At 64.2% G+C, this 15,388-nt stretch carries 15 protein-coding genes; 10 read left to right on the top strand and 5 right to left on the bottom strand.

All coding sequences use genetic code 11. The features are described 5' to 3' along the window. The first annotated feature begins 92 nt into the window (after positions 1 to 92). The gene (locus IF809_RS01230; protein ID WP_462836618.1) at positions 93 to 506 is read left to right on the top strand and encodes a hypothetical protein; all 414 of its coding nucleotides are present in this window, start codon (positions 93 to 95) and stop codon (positions 504 to 506) included. A gap of 18 nt (positions 507 to 524) precedes the next feature. Here IF809_RS01230 and IF809_RS01235 read toward each other — a convergent pair whose 3' ends face one another. Both IF809_RS01235 and IF809_RS01240 read right to left on the bottom strand, forming a co-directional pair. Next, positions 525 to 1,208, bottom strand: a complete 684-nt coding sequence (locus tag IF809_RS01235; protein ID WP_453992190.1) for a nitroreductase — start codon at positions 1,206 to 1,208, stop codon at positions 525 to 527. A gap of 151 nt (positions 1,209 to 1,359) precedes the next feature. Continuing rightward, positions 1,360 to 2,040 (bottom strand): GntR family transcriptional regulator, encoded by a 681-nt coding sequence (locus IF809_RS01240; protein ID WP_453992188.1) that lies wholly within the window; start codon positions 2,038 to 2,040, stop codon positions 1,360 to 1,362. Between the two features lie 172 nt (positions 2,041 to 2,212). On the opposite strand from IF809_RS01240, the gene IF809_RS01245 reads away from it, so the two are divergent. The 4 genes from IF809_RS01245 to IF809_RS01260 all read left to right on the top strand — a co-directional run bounded on the left by IF809_RS01245 (position 2,213) and on the right by IF809_RS01260 (position 7,066). Further along, positions 2,213 to 3,925: an IlvD/Edd family dehydratase gene (locus tag IF809_RS01245; protein WP_462836619.1), complete on the top strand. Its 1,713-nt coding sequence runs from the start codon at positions 2,213 to 2,215 to the stop codon at positions 3,923 to 3,925. A 60-nt stretch (positions 3,926 to 3,985) separates the two neighbouring features. Next, positions 3,986 to 4,981 carry a TRAP transporter substrate-binding protein gene (locus IF809_RS01250; protein WP_453992184.1) on the top strand — a complete coding sequence of 332 codons (996 nt, stop codon included), beginning with the start codon at positions 3,986 to 3,988 and terminating at the stop codon, positions 4,979 to 4,981. Positions 4,982 to 5,150: 169 nt separating this feature from the next. Further along, positions 5,151 to 5,729, top strand: coding sequence for a TRAP transporter small permease (locus IF809_RS01255; RefSeq protein ID WP_462836620.1), 579 nt, complete (start codon positions 5,151 to 5,153; stop codon positions 5,727 to 5,729). Then, a complete protein-coding gene (locus IF809_RS01260; RefSeq protein ID WP_453992180.1) occupies positions 5,726 to 7,066 on the top strand; it encodes a TRAP transporter large permease in 1,341 nt (446 codons plus the stop codon). The genes IF809_RS01255 and IF809_RS01260 overlap by 4 nt, the downstream gene beginning before the upstream one ends. A 4-nt stretch (positions 7,067 to 7,070) precedes the next feature. On the opposite strand, the gene IF809_RS01265 is transcribed toward IF809_RS01260, so the two are convergent. Beyond that, a complete protein-coding gene (locus IF809_RS01265) occupies positions 7,071 to 7,865 on the bottom strand; it encodes an enoyl-CoA hydratase/isomerase family protein (protein WP_462836621.1) in 795 nt (264 codons plus the stop codon). 225 nt (positions 7,866 to 8,090) lie between these two features. Here IF809_RS01265 and IF809_RS01270 point away from each other — a divergent pair, with 225 nt between their 5' ends. Continuing rightward, the gene (locus IF809_RS01270) at positions 8,091 to 9,311 is read left to right on the top strand and encodes an NAD(P)/FAD-dependent oxidoreductase (RefSeq protein WP_462836622.1); all 1,221 of its coding nucleotides are present in this window, start codon (positions 8,091 to 8,093) and stop codon (positions 9,309 to 9,311) included. Here IF809_RS01270 and IF809_RS01275 read toward each other — a convergent pair whose 3' ends face one another. Beyond that, positions 9,312 to 10,226, bottom strand: coding sequence for a ribokinase (locus IF809_RS01275; RefSeq protein ID WP_462836623.1), 915 nt, complete (start codon positions 10,224 to 10,226; stop codon positions 9,312 to 9,314). 22 nt (positions 10,227 to 10,248) lie between these two features. Then, positions 10,249 to 11,142 (bottom strand): sugar kinase, encoded by an 894-nt coding sequence (locus IF809_RS01280; protein WP_092295859.1) that lies wholly within the window; start codon positions 11,140 to 11,142, stop codon positions 10,249 to 10,251. Positions 11,143 to 11,361: 219 nt separating this feature from the next. Here IF809_RS01280 and IF809_RS01285 point away from each other — a divergent pair, with 219 nt between their 5' ends. The 4 genes from IF809_RS01285 to IF809_RS01300 all read left to right on the top strand — a co-directional run bounded on the left by IF809_RS01285 (position 11,362) and on the right by IF809_RS01300 (position 15,271). Beyond that, on the top strand, positions 11,362 to 12,210 hold the full coding sequence (locus IF809_RS01285) for a VOC family protein (protein ID WP_128967523.1): 849 nt from the start codon (positions 11,362 to 11,364) through the stop codon (positions 12,208 to 12,210). A gap of 145 nt (positions 12,211 to 12,355) precedes the next feature. Next, on the top strand, positions 12,356 to 13,102 hold the full coding sequence (locus tag IF809_RS01290; RefSeq protein ID WP_188637363.1) for a TetR/AcrR family transcriptional regulator: 747 nt from the start codon (positions 12,356 to 12,358) through the stop codon (positions 13,100 to 13,102). A gap of 310 nt (positions 13,103 to 13,412) precedes the next feature. Beyond that, positions 13,413 to 14,222, top strand: a complete 810-nt coding sequence (locus tag IF809_RS01295; protein ID WP_453979853.1) for an ABC transporter permease — start codon at positions 13,413 to 13,415, stop codon at positions 14,220 to 14,222. Positions 14,223 to 14,278: 56 nt separating this feature from the next. Beyond that, positions 14,279 to 15,271 (top strand): ABC transporter substrate-binding protein, encoded by a 993-nt coding sequence (locus IF809_RS01300; protein WP_462836624.1) that lies wholly within the window; start codon positions 14,279 to 14,281, stop codon positions 15,269 to 15,271. Positions 15,272 to 15,388 lie beyond the last annotated feature (117 nt).

Below are 15,388 nucleotides of genomic sequence, written 5' to 3' on the forward strand. Positions count from 1 at the left end.
CAATTTGCGGAGACGGCCGTTGATCTAGATCAACGGCCCATGGACATCGTCTGGCTCTCGATATGTGCGATCGCAATTCGAGAGCCACGACAATGAAATTCAAATTGTCACTGGTCGCAATGCTCGGGATGATCGTGTCCGGGCCGTTGCGCGCTGCACCGCTCAGCGATGCCGAAGCGACCTTCCTCGACCAGCTCGTCACGGCATCGGTCGTGCTGGAGCAACGATGCGTCGGCTACGAGGTCGATGGCACGGGCGCTGTCCAGCTCGGCGCGCGGCTGCTCGGCAACCCCAATGCGGCGATGGCGATGATTGACGCCTATTCCGCGGCGATCAAGGCTCACGATGGCGAGAGCTACGATCACGACAAATTCCGACCCGAAGTTTTCGAGGCCGCCCGCAAGACATTCCGGCGAGTCCGGACCGATTTGATCAAGAACCCGGGAAGGGCCTGCGCTCACTATGGCGATGCCAGCGTGGACCGGGGCCTGTTGCGGCGCTACTGAACGGGCGCTCTGGCTCTTCTAGGCTCCATTCGCAAATCCCACGAACGTCGTCGCTTCGTCGACCGACTTGCGCTCGGATATGACGGCATTGGCGGGAAAGCTGTGATCCGGCCAGCCCAACGCGATGCTCTTCATGATCACCTGATCATCCGCAATGCCGGCATGCTCGCGCACGACGGGGGATTGCATGATGCCCTGGCTGTTGATCACGGCCCCGAGCCCCCGCGACCAGGCCGCGTTGACGAGCGCAGTCGCCACGGCGCCACAGTCGAAGGCCGTATCGTCACTGGAGGCCAGCTGGCGATCGTATGTGATAATCACGCACACAGGCGCATCGAATTGCCGAAAACCGCGCAGGACCCAGTCCTGCCGCTGCTGCTTGTCATCTCGCGAAATCCCCATGGCGCTGAACAACTGCTTGGCAACGCCAATCTGGCGTTCGCGATGCACGCCCTCGAATGGCTGGCCCGTTCGAAATTCGCGCGAGTGCGGCACTCCCGCCAGATTGCGTTCGGTGTTGCCCTGGCGGATGCGATCCAGCGGTGCTCCGGTGATGACATAGAAATTCCACGGCTGGGTATTCATCGAGGACGGCGCGCGCATCGCCAGCGCCAGGATTTCCTTGATCAGTTGCTGCGGGACAGGGTCGGGCTTGTAACCGCGAATGCTTCTCCGGCCGAGAATGACATCATCAAATTCCATATTGCGGCATCCTGAAATTGGCATCTGCGGCGTTCTCCCTCACGGTTTTGATCATGTCCATAGGTTTTCGAAGAGCCAACAGCCCGGCCTTTTCTCGTCGCCAGGTTCACGCATGTACCGGGTTTGCGAAGGCACGCAGCGAACTCGACCGCTAGCGATCCTCCCCCGCAATCCGCGCCAGATAATCCGCCTTGCTGAACTGCATATGATCCACGCACAGCTGCGCCAGTGCCCAGCTGTCGCGGCCCTTCAAGAGCTCGATCATCAACTCGTGCTGGCGTCTTGATTGCGCGAGGCCGTCGCGGTCGGCGAGATTCTTCGCGCGCATCGGCAGCGTCAGGTTCATGTAGTCCTGCAGAGAGCGCACGAGATAAGGATTGCCGCAGGCCGAGAACAGCGCGAGGTGGAAGGCGTCGTTGGCCTCGTGGATGCCGCGCAGATCCTTCATATCCGCCTTGGCGCAGTATTGCCGTTGCAGGGCGGTTAATTCGTCGATCAGGCTTTTGGGCGCGGGCAGGGGGATCATCAGCGCGGCTTGCCGGGTCAGCATCTCGCGGACCTCGTAGATCTGCCGGACCTCTTCGGCTGCATAGAACCGCACGGTGGCGCCGACATTCTTCTCGCGGCGGACGATGCCGCGGCGTTCGGCATCCACCAGCGCCTGGCGCACGAAATGGCGAGAAGTGCCGTAGCGCGACATCAGCGCGTCCTCGGTCAGGCGCGCGCCCGGTGCGAGACGGCCGAAGATGATGTCCTCCTCCAGCCGCGCAACGACATCGTCAGGATCGTCGCGCCTGACAGGCATGGCCTCTGCGGTGCGGATGTCGGACATGCCCTCAGCCTCCCGGCGCCCGCCGGCTTGCCTTAGGGAGCAGGGAACGGGCAGATTGTCAATAATCTGGCTGCTAGGCGGTGCGCCGGTCCAGAAATAGCGGGGCGGGCGCCAATGTTATTGACAATCGAGGGGCAGCCTGTACCACAATGGCAGCTCAGGGAGTGACGTGATGACGAGTGGCTTGCGCAAGGGTCTGACGAGCTATGGCGATGCCGGCTTCTCGCTGTTCCTGCGCAAGGCGTTCATCAAGGCCATGGGCTATTCCGACGATGCGCTGGAGCGCCCGATCGTCGGCATCACCAACACCTACAGCGACTACAATCCCTGCCACGGCAATGTCCCCCAAATCATCGAAGCCGCCAAGCGCGGCGTGATGCTGTCGGGCGCGATGCCGTTCGTGTTCCCGACCATCTCGATCGCCGAGAGCTTCGCGCATCCGACCTCGATGTACCTGCGCAATCTGATGGCGATGGACACCGAGGAGATGATCCGGGCGCAGCCGATGGATTCGGTGATCGTGATCGGCGGCTGCGACAAGACGCTGCCGGCGCAGGTGATGGCCGCGATCAGCGCCGATCTGCCGACGGTGGTCATTCCCGTCGGCCCCATGGTGGTCGGCCACCACAAGGGTGAGGTGCTGGGCGCCTGCACCGACTGCCGCCGCCTCTGGGCGAAATATCGCGCCGGCGACATGGACGATGCCGAGATCGAAGCGGTCAACGGCCGCCTCGCGCCGTCGGTCGGCACCTGCATGGTGATGGGCACGGCCTCGACCATGGCCTGCATGATCGAAGCCATGGGGCTGTCGCTGCCGATGAGCGCGACCATCCCGGCGCCGCATGCCGAGCGTTTCCGCCTGGCCGAGGCCAGCGGTCGCGTGGCCGCCGAGATGGCCAAGACCAAGGGACCGAAGCCGAGCGAACTCCTGACGCCGGCCTCGTTCAAGAACGCACAGGTCGTGCTGCAGGCGATCGGCGGCTCGACCAACGGCCTCATCCATCTGACCGCAATGGCACATCGCTCGCCGCACCGGCTCGATCTCGCAGCGTTCGACAAGATCGGCCGCGAGGTGCCGGTTCTGGTCGACCTCAAGCCGTCCGGCGAGCATTACATGGAGCATTTCCATCATGCCGGCGGCGTGCCGAAGCTGCTGGCGCAACTCGGCGATCTCGTCGATCTCGATGCCAGGACGATCTCGGGCCAGACGCTGCGCGACGTCGTAGCCAATGCGGAAGACGTGCCCGGCCAGGACGCGATCCGCTCGCGCGACAATCCGATCAAGACAGAAGGCGGCCTCGCCATCCTGCACGGTAACCTCGCGCCGCGCGGCGCCGTGATCAAGCAGTCGGCCGCGAGCCCGAAGCTTTTGAAGCATACGGGACGGGCCGTCGTGTTCGAATCCGTCGAGGATATGACCTTGCGGGTCGACGATCCCGATCTCGACGTCACCGCCGACGACGTGCTGGTGCTGCGCAATGCCGGCCCTAAGGGCGCGCCCGGCATGCCCGAAGCGGGATACTTGCCGATTCCAAAGAAGCTCGCGCGCGGCGGCACCAAGGACATGGTGCGCATTTCCGATGCACGCATGAGCGGCACCGCGTTCGGCACCATCGTTCTCCACATTACGCCGGAATCCGCGGTCGGCGGGCCGTTGGCGCTGGTGAAGAACGGCGACATGATCAGCCTCGATGTGGCCAAGCGCAGCATCGAGCTTCTGGTCGATGCGGCCGAGCTGGAGCGCCGGCGCGCGGCCTTGAAGCCGGCTGCCGCGTTCGAGGAGGCGCGGCGCGGCTATGCCTGGCTGTTCAACGAGACCATCATGCAGGCCGACGAGGGCTGCGACTTCGACTTCATGCAGAGGACTGGCAAGCAAACTGAGTAACGGCTGACAACGAACGCTCAGACTGCTGAAAGCGGCGGGCGATAACACAAGGGGGAGACGATGACTGCACGATCCATGCGTGCGTTGGTGGCTGCGGCCGCCATGCTGTTCGTCACGGGCGCGGGGGCACAGGAGGTGAAGCACTATCGCTTCGCTTACGACCAGCCCCGTAACACCGGCTATTCCATCGCCGGCGACCTCTTTGCCGACAAGCTCAAGGAATTGAGCAAAGGCACCATGATCATCGACCAGTATCCGGGCGCGCAGCTCGGCCAGGAGCCGCAGGTGCTCCAGCTCGTCAAGTCCGGCGACGTCGAATTCTCCATCGTTTCCTCCGCCAACACAGCGACGATCTCGCCGCAGGCCGGCGTGATGTCGCTGCACTATCTGTTCCGGGACGAGCAGCACGTGATCAAGGGGCTTGCGGACCCCCGCGTGTTCGAAGCGCTCAAGACCATGATCGAGGAGACCACGCAGGGCCTGCACTTGATCGGCACGGGCTCGCAGGGCGTCCGTCACATGTACTCCAAGAAGGAGATCCACAATGTCGGAGATATCAAGGGCCTGAAGGTCCGCGTACAGGCGACCGCGACCGAAGACACCATGTTCCCGGCGTACGGCGCCCAGACGGTGCACATGCCGTTCGGCAGCGTCTACACCAGCCTGCAGACCGGCGTCGTGGACGTCGCCGAGAACAGCATCAACGTCTACCTCGTCAACAAGCACTACGAAGTTGCCCCGGTGCTGAACATCACCGAGCACGAAGCCAACAACGCGCTGGTGTTCGTCTCCGACAAGCTTTGGCAGAGCCTCTCGGCCGAGCAGAAGGGCTGGGTGCAGGCGGCCGCCAACGAGATCAGCACGAAAGAGCCGGCGAAGGCGTTCGACCTCGAGCGCAGTGCGGCCGAGAAGCTGAAGAAGATGGGCGTCAAGGTCGTCGACAACGTCGACAAGAAGAGCTTTACGGCGATCGCCGATCCTTATCTGGACAAGCTCGCCAAGGAGCTCGGCCCGCACGCCGAGAAGATCAAGGATCTGATCCGGTCGATCAATTAACGTAATGCCGGAAGACGGTGCGCTCCCTCTCCCGCTTGCGGGAGAGGGCAGGGGAGAGGGTGTCTCCGCATTGGGACAATCCCCGAGAGGAAAGAACCCTCACCCGGCGCTCCGCGCCGACCTCTCCCGCAAGCGGGAGAGGTGTAGCCAGCCGCAGCCGGGGATATCAATGCCCATCGCCGACAAGCTCATCCTCCAACGCCAACGCCATCTCAAATGGCGCGCGCTCGACTGGCTTGAGCTCGCGCTGATGATCCTCTGCGGCGTGCTGTGCTTCGGCTTCTCCCTGTCGGTGACCGCCGACGTCGTCACCCGCACGATCGGCCATCCCTGGCTGTGGCTCCAGGAGGTCACATCGACGCTGTTCATCTACGCCATCTTCATCGGCACGGCGGCAGCGACGCGGCGCAACGATCACCTCTATCTCACCGCGATCTCCGAGGCGATGCACGGCACGCCGCGGGTGATCGTCGAAGTGATCATCCGGATCATCGTGCTCGGCGTCGCCTTCTGCTTGATCTGGTACGGCTACCAGAATTACCTGCGCGGCTTCGGCAGCTTCCGCCTGCCGTCGGGCACGCCGATCGCTTCGCTCTATGCGATCATCCCGCTGTCGGGCGTGCTGATCGGCCTGTTCACGATCGAGCAGCTCGTCAACGGCCTGCGCAACGGCTTTGATCATCCCACGCCGCCGGACGAGGATGCGACGCCCGTCGTCACCGAGGCGCAGGCGAGGGCGCAGCCGTGAGCGCACCCGTCGTCCTGGCGTTGATGTCGATCTGCTTCCTGTCGTTCGGCTATCTCGGCGTGCCCGTGCCGTTCTCCTTGATGGCCGGCGTCTTCATCGGCGCGATGCTGTCCGATGTGTCGCTCGCCGCGATCATCCAGAAGATCTTCGACGGCGTCGATTCCGAAGCGCTGCTCGCCATTCCGTTCTTCCTCCTGGTCGGCGAGCTCATGAGCTCGGCCAATGTGGTGGTGCGAATAGCCAATCTCTCGGTGTCGCTGGTCGGCCATATCAGGGGCGGGCTGTCGCAGGTCGTGGTCGTCTTCAGCATGTTCTTCTCGGAAATGTCGGGCTCGACCACCGCCGACGTCGCCGTGATGAGCCGGGCGCTGGGCGGTCCGATGAAGCGCGAGGGCTACGAGCCCGCCTTCATCGCCGCGATCATCGCCTCGGCCTCGACCATCGCCGCGCTGGTGCCGCCGAGCATCACCGCGGTGGTCTATGGCGCGGTCGGCAACGTCTCGATCGCCGGCCTGTTCATGGCGGGCGTCGTGCCCGGCTTGATGATCGGCTTCGGCCTGATGATCTACTGCTATTTCTTCGGCCCCTCGGGCTTGCGCAAGCCGCGCGCGCCGCTGCGGCAGGTGGTGTTCGCCGCCGGCGATGCGGCGCTGCCGCTGATGATCCCGGTAATCCTGCTCGGGGGCATCCTGACCGGCTGGTTCACGCCGACGGAGGCCGGCGTCGTCGCCGTGGTGTGGATCATCCTGGTGGTGATCCCCGCGCTCAACCGCGGGCACTTCAAGAAGATCCCGTACGATTTCTGCCTGGCCGGCCTGATCTTCTCGCTGCCGCTAATCACCATCGGCGCCGCCAACGCGTTCGGCTGGATGCTCGCTTACTTGCGCGGTGCCAGCTACATCGCCGAGATGATCACCTCGATTGCGGGCCACGATCCGCACCTGATCATGCTGCTGATGGTGCTGCTGTTCACCGTGGTCGGCGACTTCATCGAGCCGGTGCCGACCATCATCATCTTCATGCCGCTGGTCAACACGCTGACGGAGGCCGGCGACATCAACGGCGTGCACATGGGCGTGGTGCTGATCGCGACGCTCGCCTTCGGCCTGATCACGCCGCCCTACGGCCTCGTGCTCTTGATGGCCTCGAAATTCGTCGGCATCAGTTTTGCCAAGGCGCTGCGTGCGGCGCTGCCGATCTATGTCGTGTTCTTCGCCACCATTGCCTTTGCGATCTATTTCCCGAGCGTCGTGCTGTGGCTGCCGCGGCACGTGCTTCCCGAATCGGTCGGCTGCTTCAAGTCGCCGGCGGGGACGGGCTACATCTGCCCGCAGTAGCGCGCTACTTGCCCTTGTTGGTGAACTTCTTCACGGCGACACGGAACTCCTCCGTGTTCATCGCCATGATGATCTTGTGCTCCTCGGCATCGAGCTGCTGTTTTACCGGCGTGGTGGCGGCTTGATAAACCAGCGACTTGGTGCCTGAAATGGCCGCCGGCGGGTTCTGCGCCAGGCGTTCGGCCAGCTGCCGCGTGGCCGCCTTCAGCTCGGCCGCGGGAACGATCTTGGCGACCAGGCCCCATTCATACGCCTGCTGCGCAGTGAAATTGTCCTCGGCGAGGAAGATCTGCAGCGCGCGGCGCGAGCCGACCGTGCCGACGATTCCGACCGTCGAGCCGCCATCCGGCGACACGCCGATCTTGGCGTAAGCGGGCGTGAACTTCGCGTCCTCGGCGGCGATGCAGAGATCGGTGACGAAGGCGAGGCCCATGCCGGCGCCGGCCGCCGAGCCGTGCACGCTCGACAGCGAGATCTTCGGCATGCGCCTGAGGATCTCGATGAATGAATGATAGTGCTTGAGCAGCTCGCCAACGACTGGCGTCACGGTGCCCGCTTCCGCCGCAGCCCCGATCGTCTGGAGATCGCCGCCGGCGGAGAAGGCGCGGCCTTCGCCCTCGAGCACGACGACGCGGATGGCGTCGTCGCCTTCGATATAGGTCGCGAGCTGTTCGAGCTTCTGCGCGATCGCAAGGTTGACCGAGTTGAACGCGGCGGGGCGGTTGAGCGTGATGGTCGCGATCGCACCGTCAATCCGCAGCAGCGCGGGATCGTCAGGCTTTGAGACGGGAGCTGGCATCGGAAATCCCCGGCTGGAGGTTATTGCTGCAACTAAATCGCAGAAGCCGAGGAGTGACAATCCCCACCCGCCGCTCTTGCGCCGGGCGGAACGATGGGCTCAAATGCGGGCGCCTTCGTTTAGGGACGGACACGAGCGCCGGCTCCTCCTAGGCAAGCCAAGCCAAAACCAGGGGAGAAGTGGCAACATGGGTTACGCTCGTGTCTTGCAGAAATGGGCTGTCCGATGACCGAGGGTCCAGTCATCATTGTCGGAGCCGGCCATGGCGGCTACCAGGTCGCGGCCTCGCTGCGCCAGGCGGGGTTTTCCGAACGGATCTGCCTGGTCAATGACGAGGCGCATTTGCCGTACCAGCGGCCGCCTTTGTCCAAGGCCTATATCAAGGGCTCCGCCGGGCCCGAGAGCCTGATGTTCCGCCCCGAAAAATTCTATCAGGATCAGAAGATCGAGCTGATCGCCGGCCGCGCCGTCTCGATCGATCGCGCCGCGCGCAAAGTGCTGCTTGCCTCGGGCGAGACGCTGGCCTACGGCCACCTCGTCCTGGCGACCGGCGCGCGCAACCGCCTGCTCGATCTGCCCAACGCCAATCTGCCCGACGTGAAATACTTGCGCATCCTCGACGAAAGCGAGGCGCTGCGACAGATCATGCCGTCGAAGACGCACGCTGTGATCATCGGCGCCGGCTTCATCGGGCTCGAATTCGCATCCACCGCGCGCATCAAGGGCCTTGAGGTCGACGTGCTCGAACTGGCGCCGCGGGTGATGGCGCGCGCGGTGACGGCGGAGGTCTCGGAATACTTTCAAGCGCGGCATCGCGAGGCCGGCATCCGTATTCACCTCGGCGTGCAGGCGACGAGCATCGAGGCCGAGAACGGCAAGGTCACCGGGGTGTCCTTGAGCGATGGCCGGCATCTGCCCGCCGACCTCGTCGTGGTCGGCGTCGGCGTGCTGCCGAACATCGAGCTCGCGGCCGAGGCGGGGCTGCCGGTTGCGGCCGGCATCATCGTCGACGAATATCTGTCGACGGCCGATCCGAACATATCGGCAATCGGCGACTGCGCTCTGTTCGCAAGCCCGCGGTTCGGCGGCTCGCTGCGGCTGGAATCGGTGCAGAACGCCACCGACCACGCCCGCTGCCTGGCGGCGCGGCTGACCGGCGACAAGAAGCCGTATGACGGCCATCCCTGGTTCTGGAGCGACCAGGGCGACGACAAGCTCCAGATCGCAGGCCTCACCGCCGGCTATGATCGCGTCGTGCTGCGCGGCGATCCCGCCAAGAAGGCGTTTTCCGCGTTCTGCTATCACGGCGACAGACTGCTCGGGATCGAATCGATCAACCGTGCCGGCGATCACATGTTCGGCCGCCGCTTGCAGGCGATGGATCGCTCGATCACGCCCGAGCAGGCCGCGGACGAAAGCTTCGACCTGAAGAGTGCGCTGGCCTGATCAGCCGGCGCCGAGCACCGCCGCCACCTCCGCGGCCGTCGGCATCGACGGTCCGGCCCCCATGCGCTGCACGCTGATCGAGGCGGCGGCATTGGCGAAGGCGAGGGCGGCGCGCAAGGGGACGCCGTCGGCGAGCTGCGAAGCCAGCGCGCCGACGAAGCAGTCGCCGGCGCCGGTGGTATCGACCGCTTTCACCGCGCGGCCCGGCAGGGCAAACTCCTCGCGTCCGGCGAGCGCAAGCACGCCGCGCTTTCCCAGCGTGATGCAGATGGTCTGGTCCTCGCGCGCCTGAAGCTGTCGCGCCACCGCGATGATCTTTGCGGCCTCATCGCTGTCGGAAACCTCGCTGCCGGCGAGAAACCCAAGCTCGGTCTCGTTCAGTACGAGGACGTCGACCAGCGCGAGCAACTCGCCGGGCATCTGTTGCGCCGGGGCCGGATTGAGCAGCGTCGTGGCACCGGCGCTCCGGGCGCGCTGGAAGAACGCGGCAATGGTCGGCAGAGGAATCTCGAACTGGCTGACCGCAACATCGCCCTTCGTCAGCGGCACGCCAGCGACGTCATCGGCGCCGACAAGCGCGTTGGTGCCGGGAACGACGACGATGGTGTTGTCGGAAGCGGCGACGGTGATGATCGCCGTCCCGGTGTGCGTGTCAGCCTCGCGCACCGACCCGAGATCGATGCCCTGACCACCGAGGAACGTCCTCAGCTCGGCCCCGAATGCATCCTTGCCCAGCCGTCCGATCAGCGTGGTCTTGGCGCCGAGCCTGGACGCCGCGACCGCCTGGTTCGCACCCTTGCCGCCCGGAAAATACAGCACCTGCCGGCCGGCGACGGTCTCGCCGACCCTGGGGTGGCGATCGGCGGTCGCCACCACATCCATGTTGATGCTCCCGGCGACGAAGACGCGCCCCATGACATGTCGCCCTTACAAATCCCTAAACCCGGACTTCGAACTCGTGCCTGACCTTGGCGATGTCGACAAGGGTCGGCAGGCCGGCCTCGTTGCCGAGGCGCTGGATCTTGAAGGTCGAGGCCGCCCGCGCGAAGTCGAAATGCTCGCGCCAGCTTTTGCCGGGATGGGCCAGGTAAGAATAGACATAGGCGCCGTGGAACACGTCGCCGGCGCCGTTTGTGTCGATCACGCGCTCGCGCGGAATCGGCATTGCCGGCATCACCTGCACCGTCCCGGTTTCGTCGTACCAGAGCAGGCCCTTCTCGCCCATGGTGACGCCGCCGATCTTGCAGCCGCGGCTCTTGAGGTAGTCGAGCATCTTCTCCGGCGTGAGGTCCATCTGCTCGCACAGCCGTTCGGCAACGATGGCGACGTCGATGAATTCCAGGAGCTCGTGCGTGTTGGTGCGCAAGCCGCCGCCGTCGAGCGAGGTCAGGATGCCGGCCTCGCGGCAGACTTTGGCATAGTGGATCGCGGCATCCGGCTGATGGCCGTCGACATGCAGCGCGCGGCAGCCGCCGAGATTGAGCATCGGGAAGGGGTGGATGTGCTCGTCGTCGCGGCAGCGGACGATGGCGCGCTTGCCGTCCTTCGGCATGATGAAGGAGAGCGAAGACTGGTTCACCTTCCGCCCATGCAGCGAGATCGCGTATTTCGCGCACATGTCCTGGAACATGCGTCCCAGCCAGTCATTGGCCGCGGTCGCGATCAGGTCGGGCACGATGCCGAGCTTGGCGCAGCAGAACGCCGCCGTCACCGCATTGCCGCCAAAGGAGACGGCGTAGTCCGAAGCCACGTGCTTTTCGTCGCCGGTCGGCATGTGGTCGGTGATGAAGACGACGTCGATATAGGTCTGTCCGATGAAGAGAGCCTGCATTGCTTGTCCGTGATGCGCTTGTGGTCCGGCCGGCGGATTTACTCTAACACCGGTTCCGTGCCGGAGACGCTGAAATTATTCGCAAAACCGCCCCGGAGCGCTTGAGGTCGGCCTATGGCCGGAATACGACCATGTCAGGCTCATGCCAAGCCCGGACAAATGCCGCTTTTCGGCCCAGGGTTCCAGGTTGATCGAGACGTCGATCAAGAAGGGGAAAAGATGATCACCGGCCTCGATCACGTCGTCGTTCTGGTCAGGGACATCGCCGCGGCCAAGGCAGCCTATCAGACGCTGCTCGCCCGCGCGCCGGCCTGGCAGAATTCCGGCGAGGGCGCCGACCGCGTGCTGTTCACCCTCGACAACATGACCATCGAATTGATGGCGCCGAGCGGCTTCACCGCGACGGCGGACCGGATGCGCGCACTGCTCGAGGACCAGGAGGGCATGCTCGCCAGCCTGTGCTTTCGTGTCGCTGATATCGGCAAGATGCACCGGCGGCTGGACCGGGTGGCGCTCAAGCCCGATCCAGTCACCGAGGTCGAGAGCAGCGATGATGCGAGCGGGGCGGTGCTGCATTGGAAGCGCACGCGCGCCGCGACCGAATTGACGCGCGGCGTGCGCATGTTCTTCCTCGAACTTGCCGAGGAGCGTCCGAAGTCGGCCCCAACTGATTTCGCACCGATTGACGGGCTCGATCACGTCGTAATCACCACCGAAGATTCCGATCGCGCCGCCGCGCTCTACGGCGCGCGCCTCGGGCTCGATCTTGCGCTCGACCGCTCGCATCATGATTGGGGCCAGCTGATGTTCTTCCGCTGCGGCGATCTCATCGTCGAGGTGGTGCGCCGCCCCGTCGCGGGCGGCGATGTCAGGCATGACCGTCTCTGGGGCCTGAGCTGGCGTGTCGCCGACATCGACGCCACGCGCGCCCGCCTGATCGCCGCCGGCCTCGACGTCAGCGATATCAGAAACGGCCGCAAGCCCGGCACCCGCATCATGACGGTGCGCAGCGGCACCTGCGGAATCCAGACCGTGCTGCTGGAGCGTTCGCCGAAGCCGGCGGAGTGAGCTGTCATTCCGGGGCGTCGCGCAGCGACCAGCCCGGAATCCAATCATCCACCAACCCTGCCGCACAATGGATTCCGGGCTCGCGCCCAAAAGGGGGCGCGCCCCGGAATGACAGAACGTTCTCAAACGCCTATGCGCGTGTTACATGCGTCTTGTAACCACCCAGCGAGCACCCGGTTTGGCCAAGGCAACCGCAAAGCGAACCCTGAAATGGCAGCGCGATCCCGAGGGGATGCGGCTGCGCATTCTCGAGGCGGCCAAGCAGGAGTTTTCCGCGCACGGGCTCGCCGGTGCGCGCGTCGACCGCATCGCGGCCAAGGCCGGCGCCAACAAGCGCATGCTGTACTACCACGTCGGCAACAAGGATGAGCTGTATCTGGCGGTGCTCGAAGGCGCCTATGACAAGATCCGCAGCGAGGAGCGGGGGCTCGATCTCGAGCATCTCGATCCACCCGAGGCGATCCGCCGCCTGATCGAATTCACCTGGAACTACTTCCTGCGCAATCCCGAGTTCCTGTCGCTGCTGCAAACCGAGAACCTCGCGCGCGCCAAGCATCTGAAGCGCTCGACCAAGGTCAAGTCGATGCACTCGCCCTTCGTCGAGATGATCCGCACCGTGGTGCGGCGAGGGGTCGAGAGCGGCGACTTCCAGGTCGCGGTCGATCCGGTGCAGCTCTACATCTCGATCGCGGCGCTCAGCTTCTTCTATCTCTCGAACTCGGCCACCTTAGGCGTGATCTTCGGCCGTGACCTGCTCGCCAAGGACGCCAAGGACGAGCGGCTTGCGCACATGGTCGGTCTGGTGCTCGCCGCGCTGACGGGCTCGTCGGCCGCGTTGTTCGAGATCGCGAAGACGCCGAAGTCGCGCGCTGCGGTGGCGCAGACGGTTTAAAGCCTTTCGACGAGCTCCCTCCAAGCTCTCCGCGGTCATCGCCCGACTTGATCGGGCGATCCAGTATCCCAGAGGCGCCGGTGAGATACGGAGAAGCCGCGGCGTACTGGATTCCCCGCCTTCGCGCGCCTTCGCGGGGAATGACACCGAGTGTGCGGCGCGACTATCCTGCCCAACCACCTTCGTTGTCCCTTCATAAGACCTCGGCGCCCCGGAACCCGCCGCAAAACGCCACAGGGAATCCTCTGGACAGTATTTATCCAACGGGTTAATTTCTCCTGATAACGAAGAAGACTGCCGGGAGTGAAAATTGGCCGAGCCGAAGCCGCATAGTGCGGTGTCCAAGATGCTGAACGCGGCCTGGGTTCGGCCGTTTCTGTTCCTCGTCTTCATCGTGGTGGCCTGGGATCTGTCGATCCGGCTGTTCAGGATTCCCGCCTATCAGATCCCGGCGCCGGCCGACGTCGTCGCCGTGCTCCGTTCCGATTGGCCCGAACTGCTGCGCCAGTGCTGGCCGACGACCTATGCAACCGTCTGGGGCTTCCTGCTCTCGGCGCTGTTCGGCATCCCCGTCGCGATGTTGATCGCGGGCTCGAAGACGGTGGAGAGCTACGTCTATCCGCTCTTGGTATTCTCGCAGTCCGTGCCCAAGATCGCGATCGCGCCGCTGTTCGTGGTCTGGTTCGGCTTCGGCATCCTGCCGAAGGTGATCTCGGCGTTTCTGCTCGGCTTTTTCCCTGTGGTCGTTTCCGCCGTACAGGGCTTCAAATCGGTCGATCCTGACATGGTCGATCTCGCCCGCGCCATGCAGGGCAGCCGCTTTCAGGTGTTTTGCGCGGTGAATCTGCCGCACGCGCTGCCGGCGATCTTCTCCGGCCTGAAGGTTTCCGTGACCCTGGCGGTGGTCGGCGCCGTCGTCGGCGAGTTCGTCGGCTCCAATTCCGGCATCGGTTATGTGATGCAGCGCTCGATCGGCACCTTCGATCTGCCGACCATGTTCGCAGCGCTCGTGCTCCTCGCGCTGCTCGGCGTCATCCTGTTCTGGATCGTCGACCGGATCGAGAAGCTGGTCATTCCCTGGCATGTCAGCCAGCGCGAGGACGTGATTTTCGCCTCTTGAGTTCAAGCCATGAACGGCCACCAACGGCCGAAACATAACGACAAGGGAGAGTGACGATGAAGCGGTGGATCGGGGCTGCAGCCGGAGTGCTGATGGCGTTTGCAGCCATGCCGGCGCAGGCGGCGGACAAGGTCGTGTTGATGCTGAACTGGTACGTCTATGGCGAGCACGCGCCGTTCTATTACGGCAAGGCCAAGGGCATCTATGCCGCCGAAGGGATCGACCTCGAAATCCAGGAAGGACGCGGCTCGGCGGCAACCACGCAGGCCGTCGCGGCCAAGACTGCCGATTTCGGCTATGTCGACGTTCCGACCATGATGCGCGCGGCGATCAAGGGGGCGCCTGTCATCGCGACCGGTGTGTTGCTGCAGACCTCGCCGATGTCCGTCATGGGGTTTGCCGACAAGAACATCCGGAAGCCCGAGGACATCAAGGGCAAGACGGTGGCGATCACGCCGGCCGATTCCATGACCCAGATCTGGCCGCTGTTCCTGAAGAAGACCGGCCTGAAGGAGAGCGACTTCAAGACCGTTGCCGGGGACGGCCAGACCAAGCTCAATGCCGTCATCAACGGCCAGGCTGATCTCCTGCTCGGCTACGTCATGGACCAGTCCATGAAGATCAAGGACGCCACCGGCAAGGACGTCTACCCGATCAAGTTTGCCGATTACGGCATCAACATGGTCTCCTCAGGCATCATCGCCAACACCGACTATGTGAAGGCCAATGCCGATCTCGTCCGCCGCTTCATGTCGGCGACCACCAAGGCCGTCGAAGCCGCCGAGAAGGATCCAAAGGCGGCGGCGCAGTCGATTCTCGATGCCAACCCCAAGGGCGGGAAGATCGACACGCTGACGCAGGGCTTCGAGCTGACCATTCCGCTGTACCGGACCGCCGAGACCAAGAGCAAGCGGCCGTTCCAGGTCACCGACCAGAACATGACCGATAGTGTCAACCTGATGGTCGAATATGGCGGCCTCGACGCCAAGGCCAAGGAGAACCCGAAGGCCTTCTACACCAACGACTACCTGCCGAAGAGTGGATCGTGAAACATCCACTCCCGTCATTCCGGGACGCCCGGAGGGCGGACCCGGAATCCATTTTTCGTCAGAACCTGCTGCCCGATGGATTCGGGGTTCGCGACTTCGTCGCGACCCGGAATGACG

This window comes from Bradyrhizobium sp. UFLA06-24, from assembly GCF_054967145.1.

What these genes read in the sequence shown, in the direction of transcription:
- IF809_RS01300 (WP_462836624.1), top strand. Translation starts at nt 14,279, where the DNA reads ATGAAGCGGTGGATCGGGGCTGCAGCCGGAGTGCTGATGGCGTTTGCA.
- IF809_RS01275 (WP_462836623.1), bottom strand. Translation starts at nt 10,226, where the DNA reads ATGGGGCGCGTCTTCGTCGCCGGGAGCATCAACATGGATGTGGTGGCG.
- IF809_RS01240 (WP_453992188.1), bottom strand. Translation starts at nt 2,040, where the DNA reads ATGTCCGACATCCGCACCGCAGAGGCCATGCCTGTCAGGCGCGACGAT.
- IF809_RS01235 (WP_453992190.1), bottom strand. Translation starts at nt 1,208, where the DNA reads ATGGAATTTGATGATGTCATTCTCGGCCGGAGAAGCATTCGCGGTTAC.
- IF809_RS01290 (WP_188637363.1), top strand. Translation starts at nt 12,356, where the DNA reads ATGCGTCTTGTAACCACCCAGCGAGCACCCGGTTTGGCCAAGGCAACC.
- IF809_RS01285 (WP_128967523.1), top strand. Translation starts at nt 11,362, where the DNA reads ATGATCACCGGCCTCGATCACGTCGTCGTTCTGGTCAGGGACATCGCC.
- IF809_RS01265 (WP_462836621.1), bottom strand. Translation starts at nt 7,865, where the DNA reads ATGCCAGCTCCCGTCTCAAAGCCTGACGATCCCGCGCTGCTGCGGATT.
- IF809_RS01230 (WP_462836618.1), top strand. Translation starts at nt 93, where the DNA reads ATGAAATTCAAATTGTCACTGGTCGCAATGCTCGGGATGATCGTGTCC.
- IF809_RS01255 (WP_462836620.1), top strand. Translation starts at nt 5,151, where the DNA reads ATGCCCATCGCCGACAAGCTCATCCTCCAACGCCAACGCCATCTCAAA.
- IF809_RS01245 (WP_462836619.1), top strand. Translation starts at nt 2,213, where the DNA reads ATGACGAGTGGCTTGCGCAAGGGTCTGACGAGCTATGGCGATGCCGGC.
- IF809_RS01280 (WP_092295859.1), bottom strand. Translation starts at nt 11,142, where the DNA reads ATGCAGGCTCTCTTCATCGGACAGACCTATATCGACGTCGTCTTCATC.
- IF809_RS01270 (WP_462836622.1), top strand. Translation starts at nt 8,091, where the DNA reads ATGACCGAGGGTCCAGTCATCATTGTCGGAGCCGGCCATGGCGGCTAC.
- IF809_RS01250 (WP_453992184.1), top strand. Translation starts at nt 3,986, where the DNA reads ATGACTGCACGATCCATGCGTGCGTTGGTGGCTGCGGCCGCCATGCTG.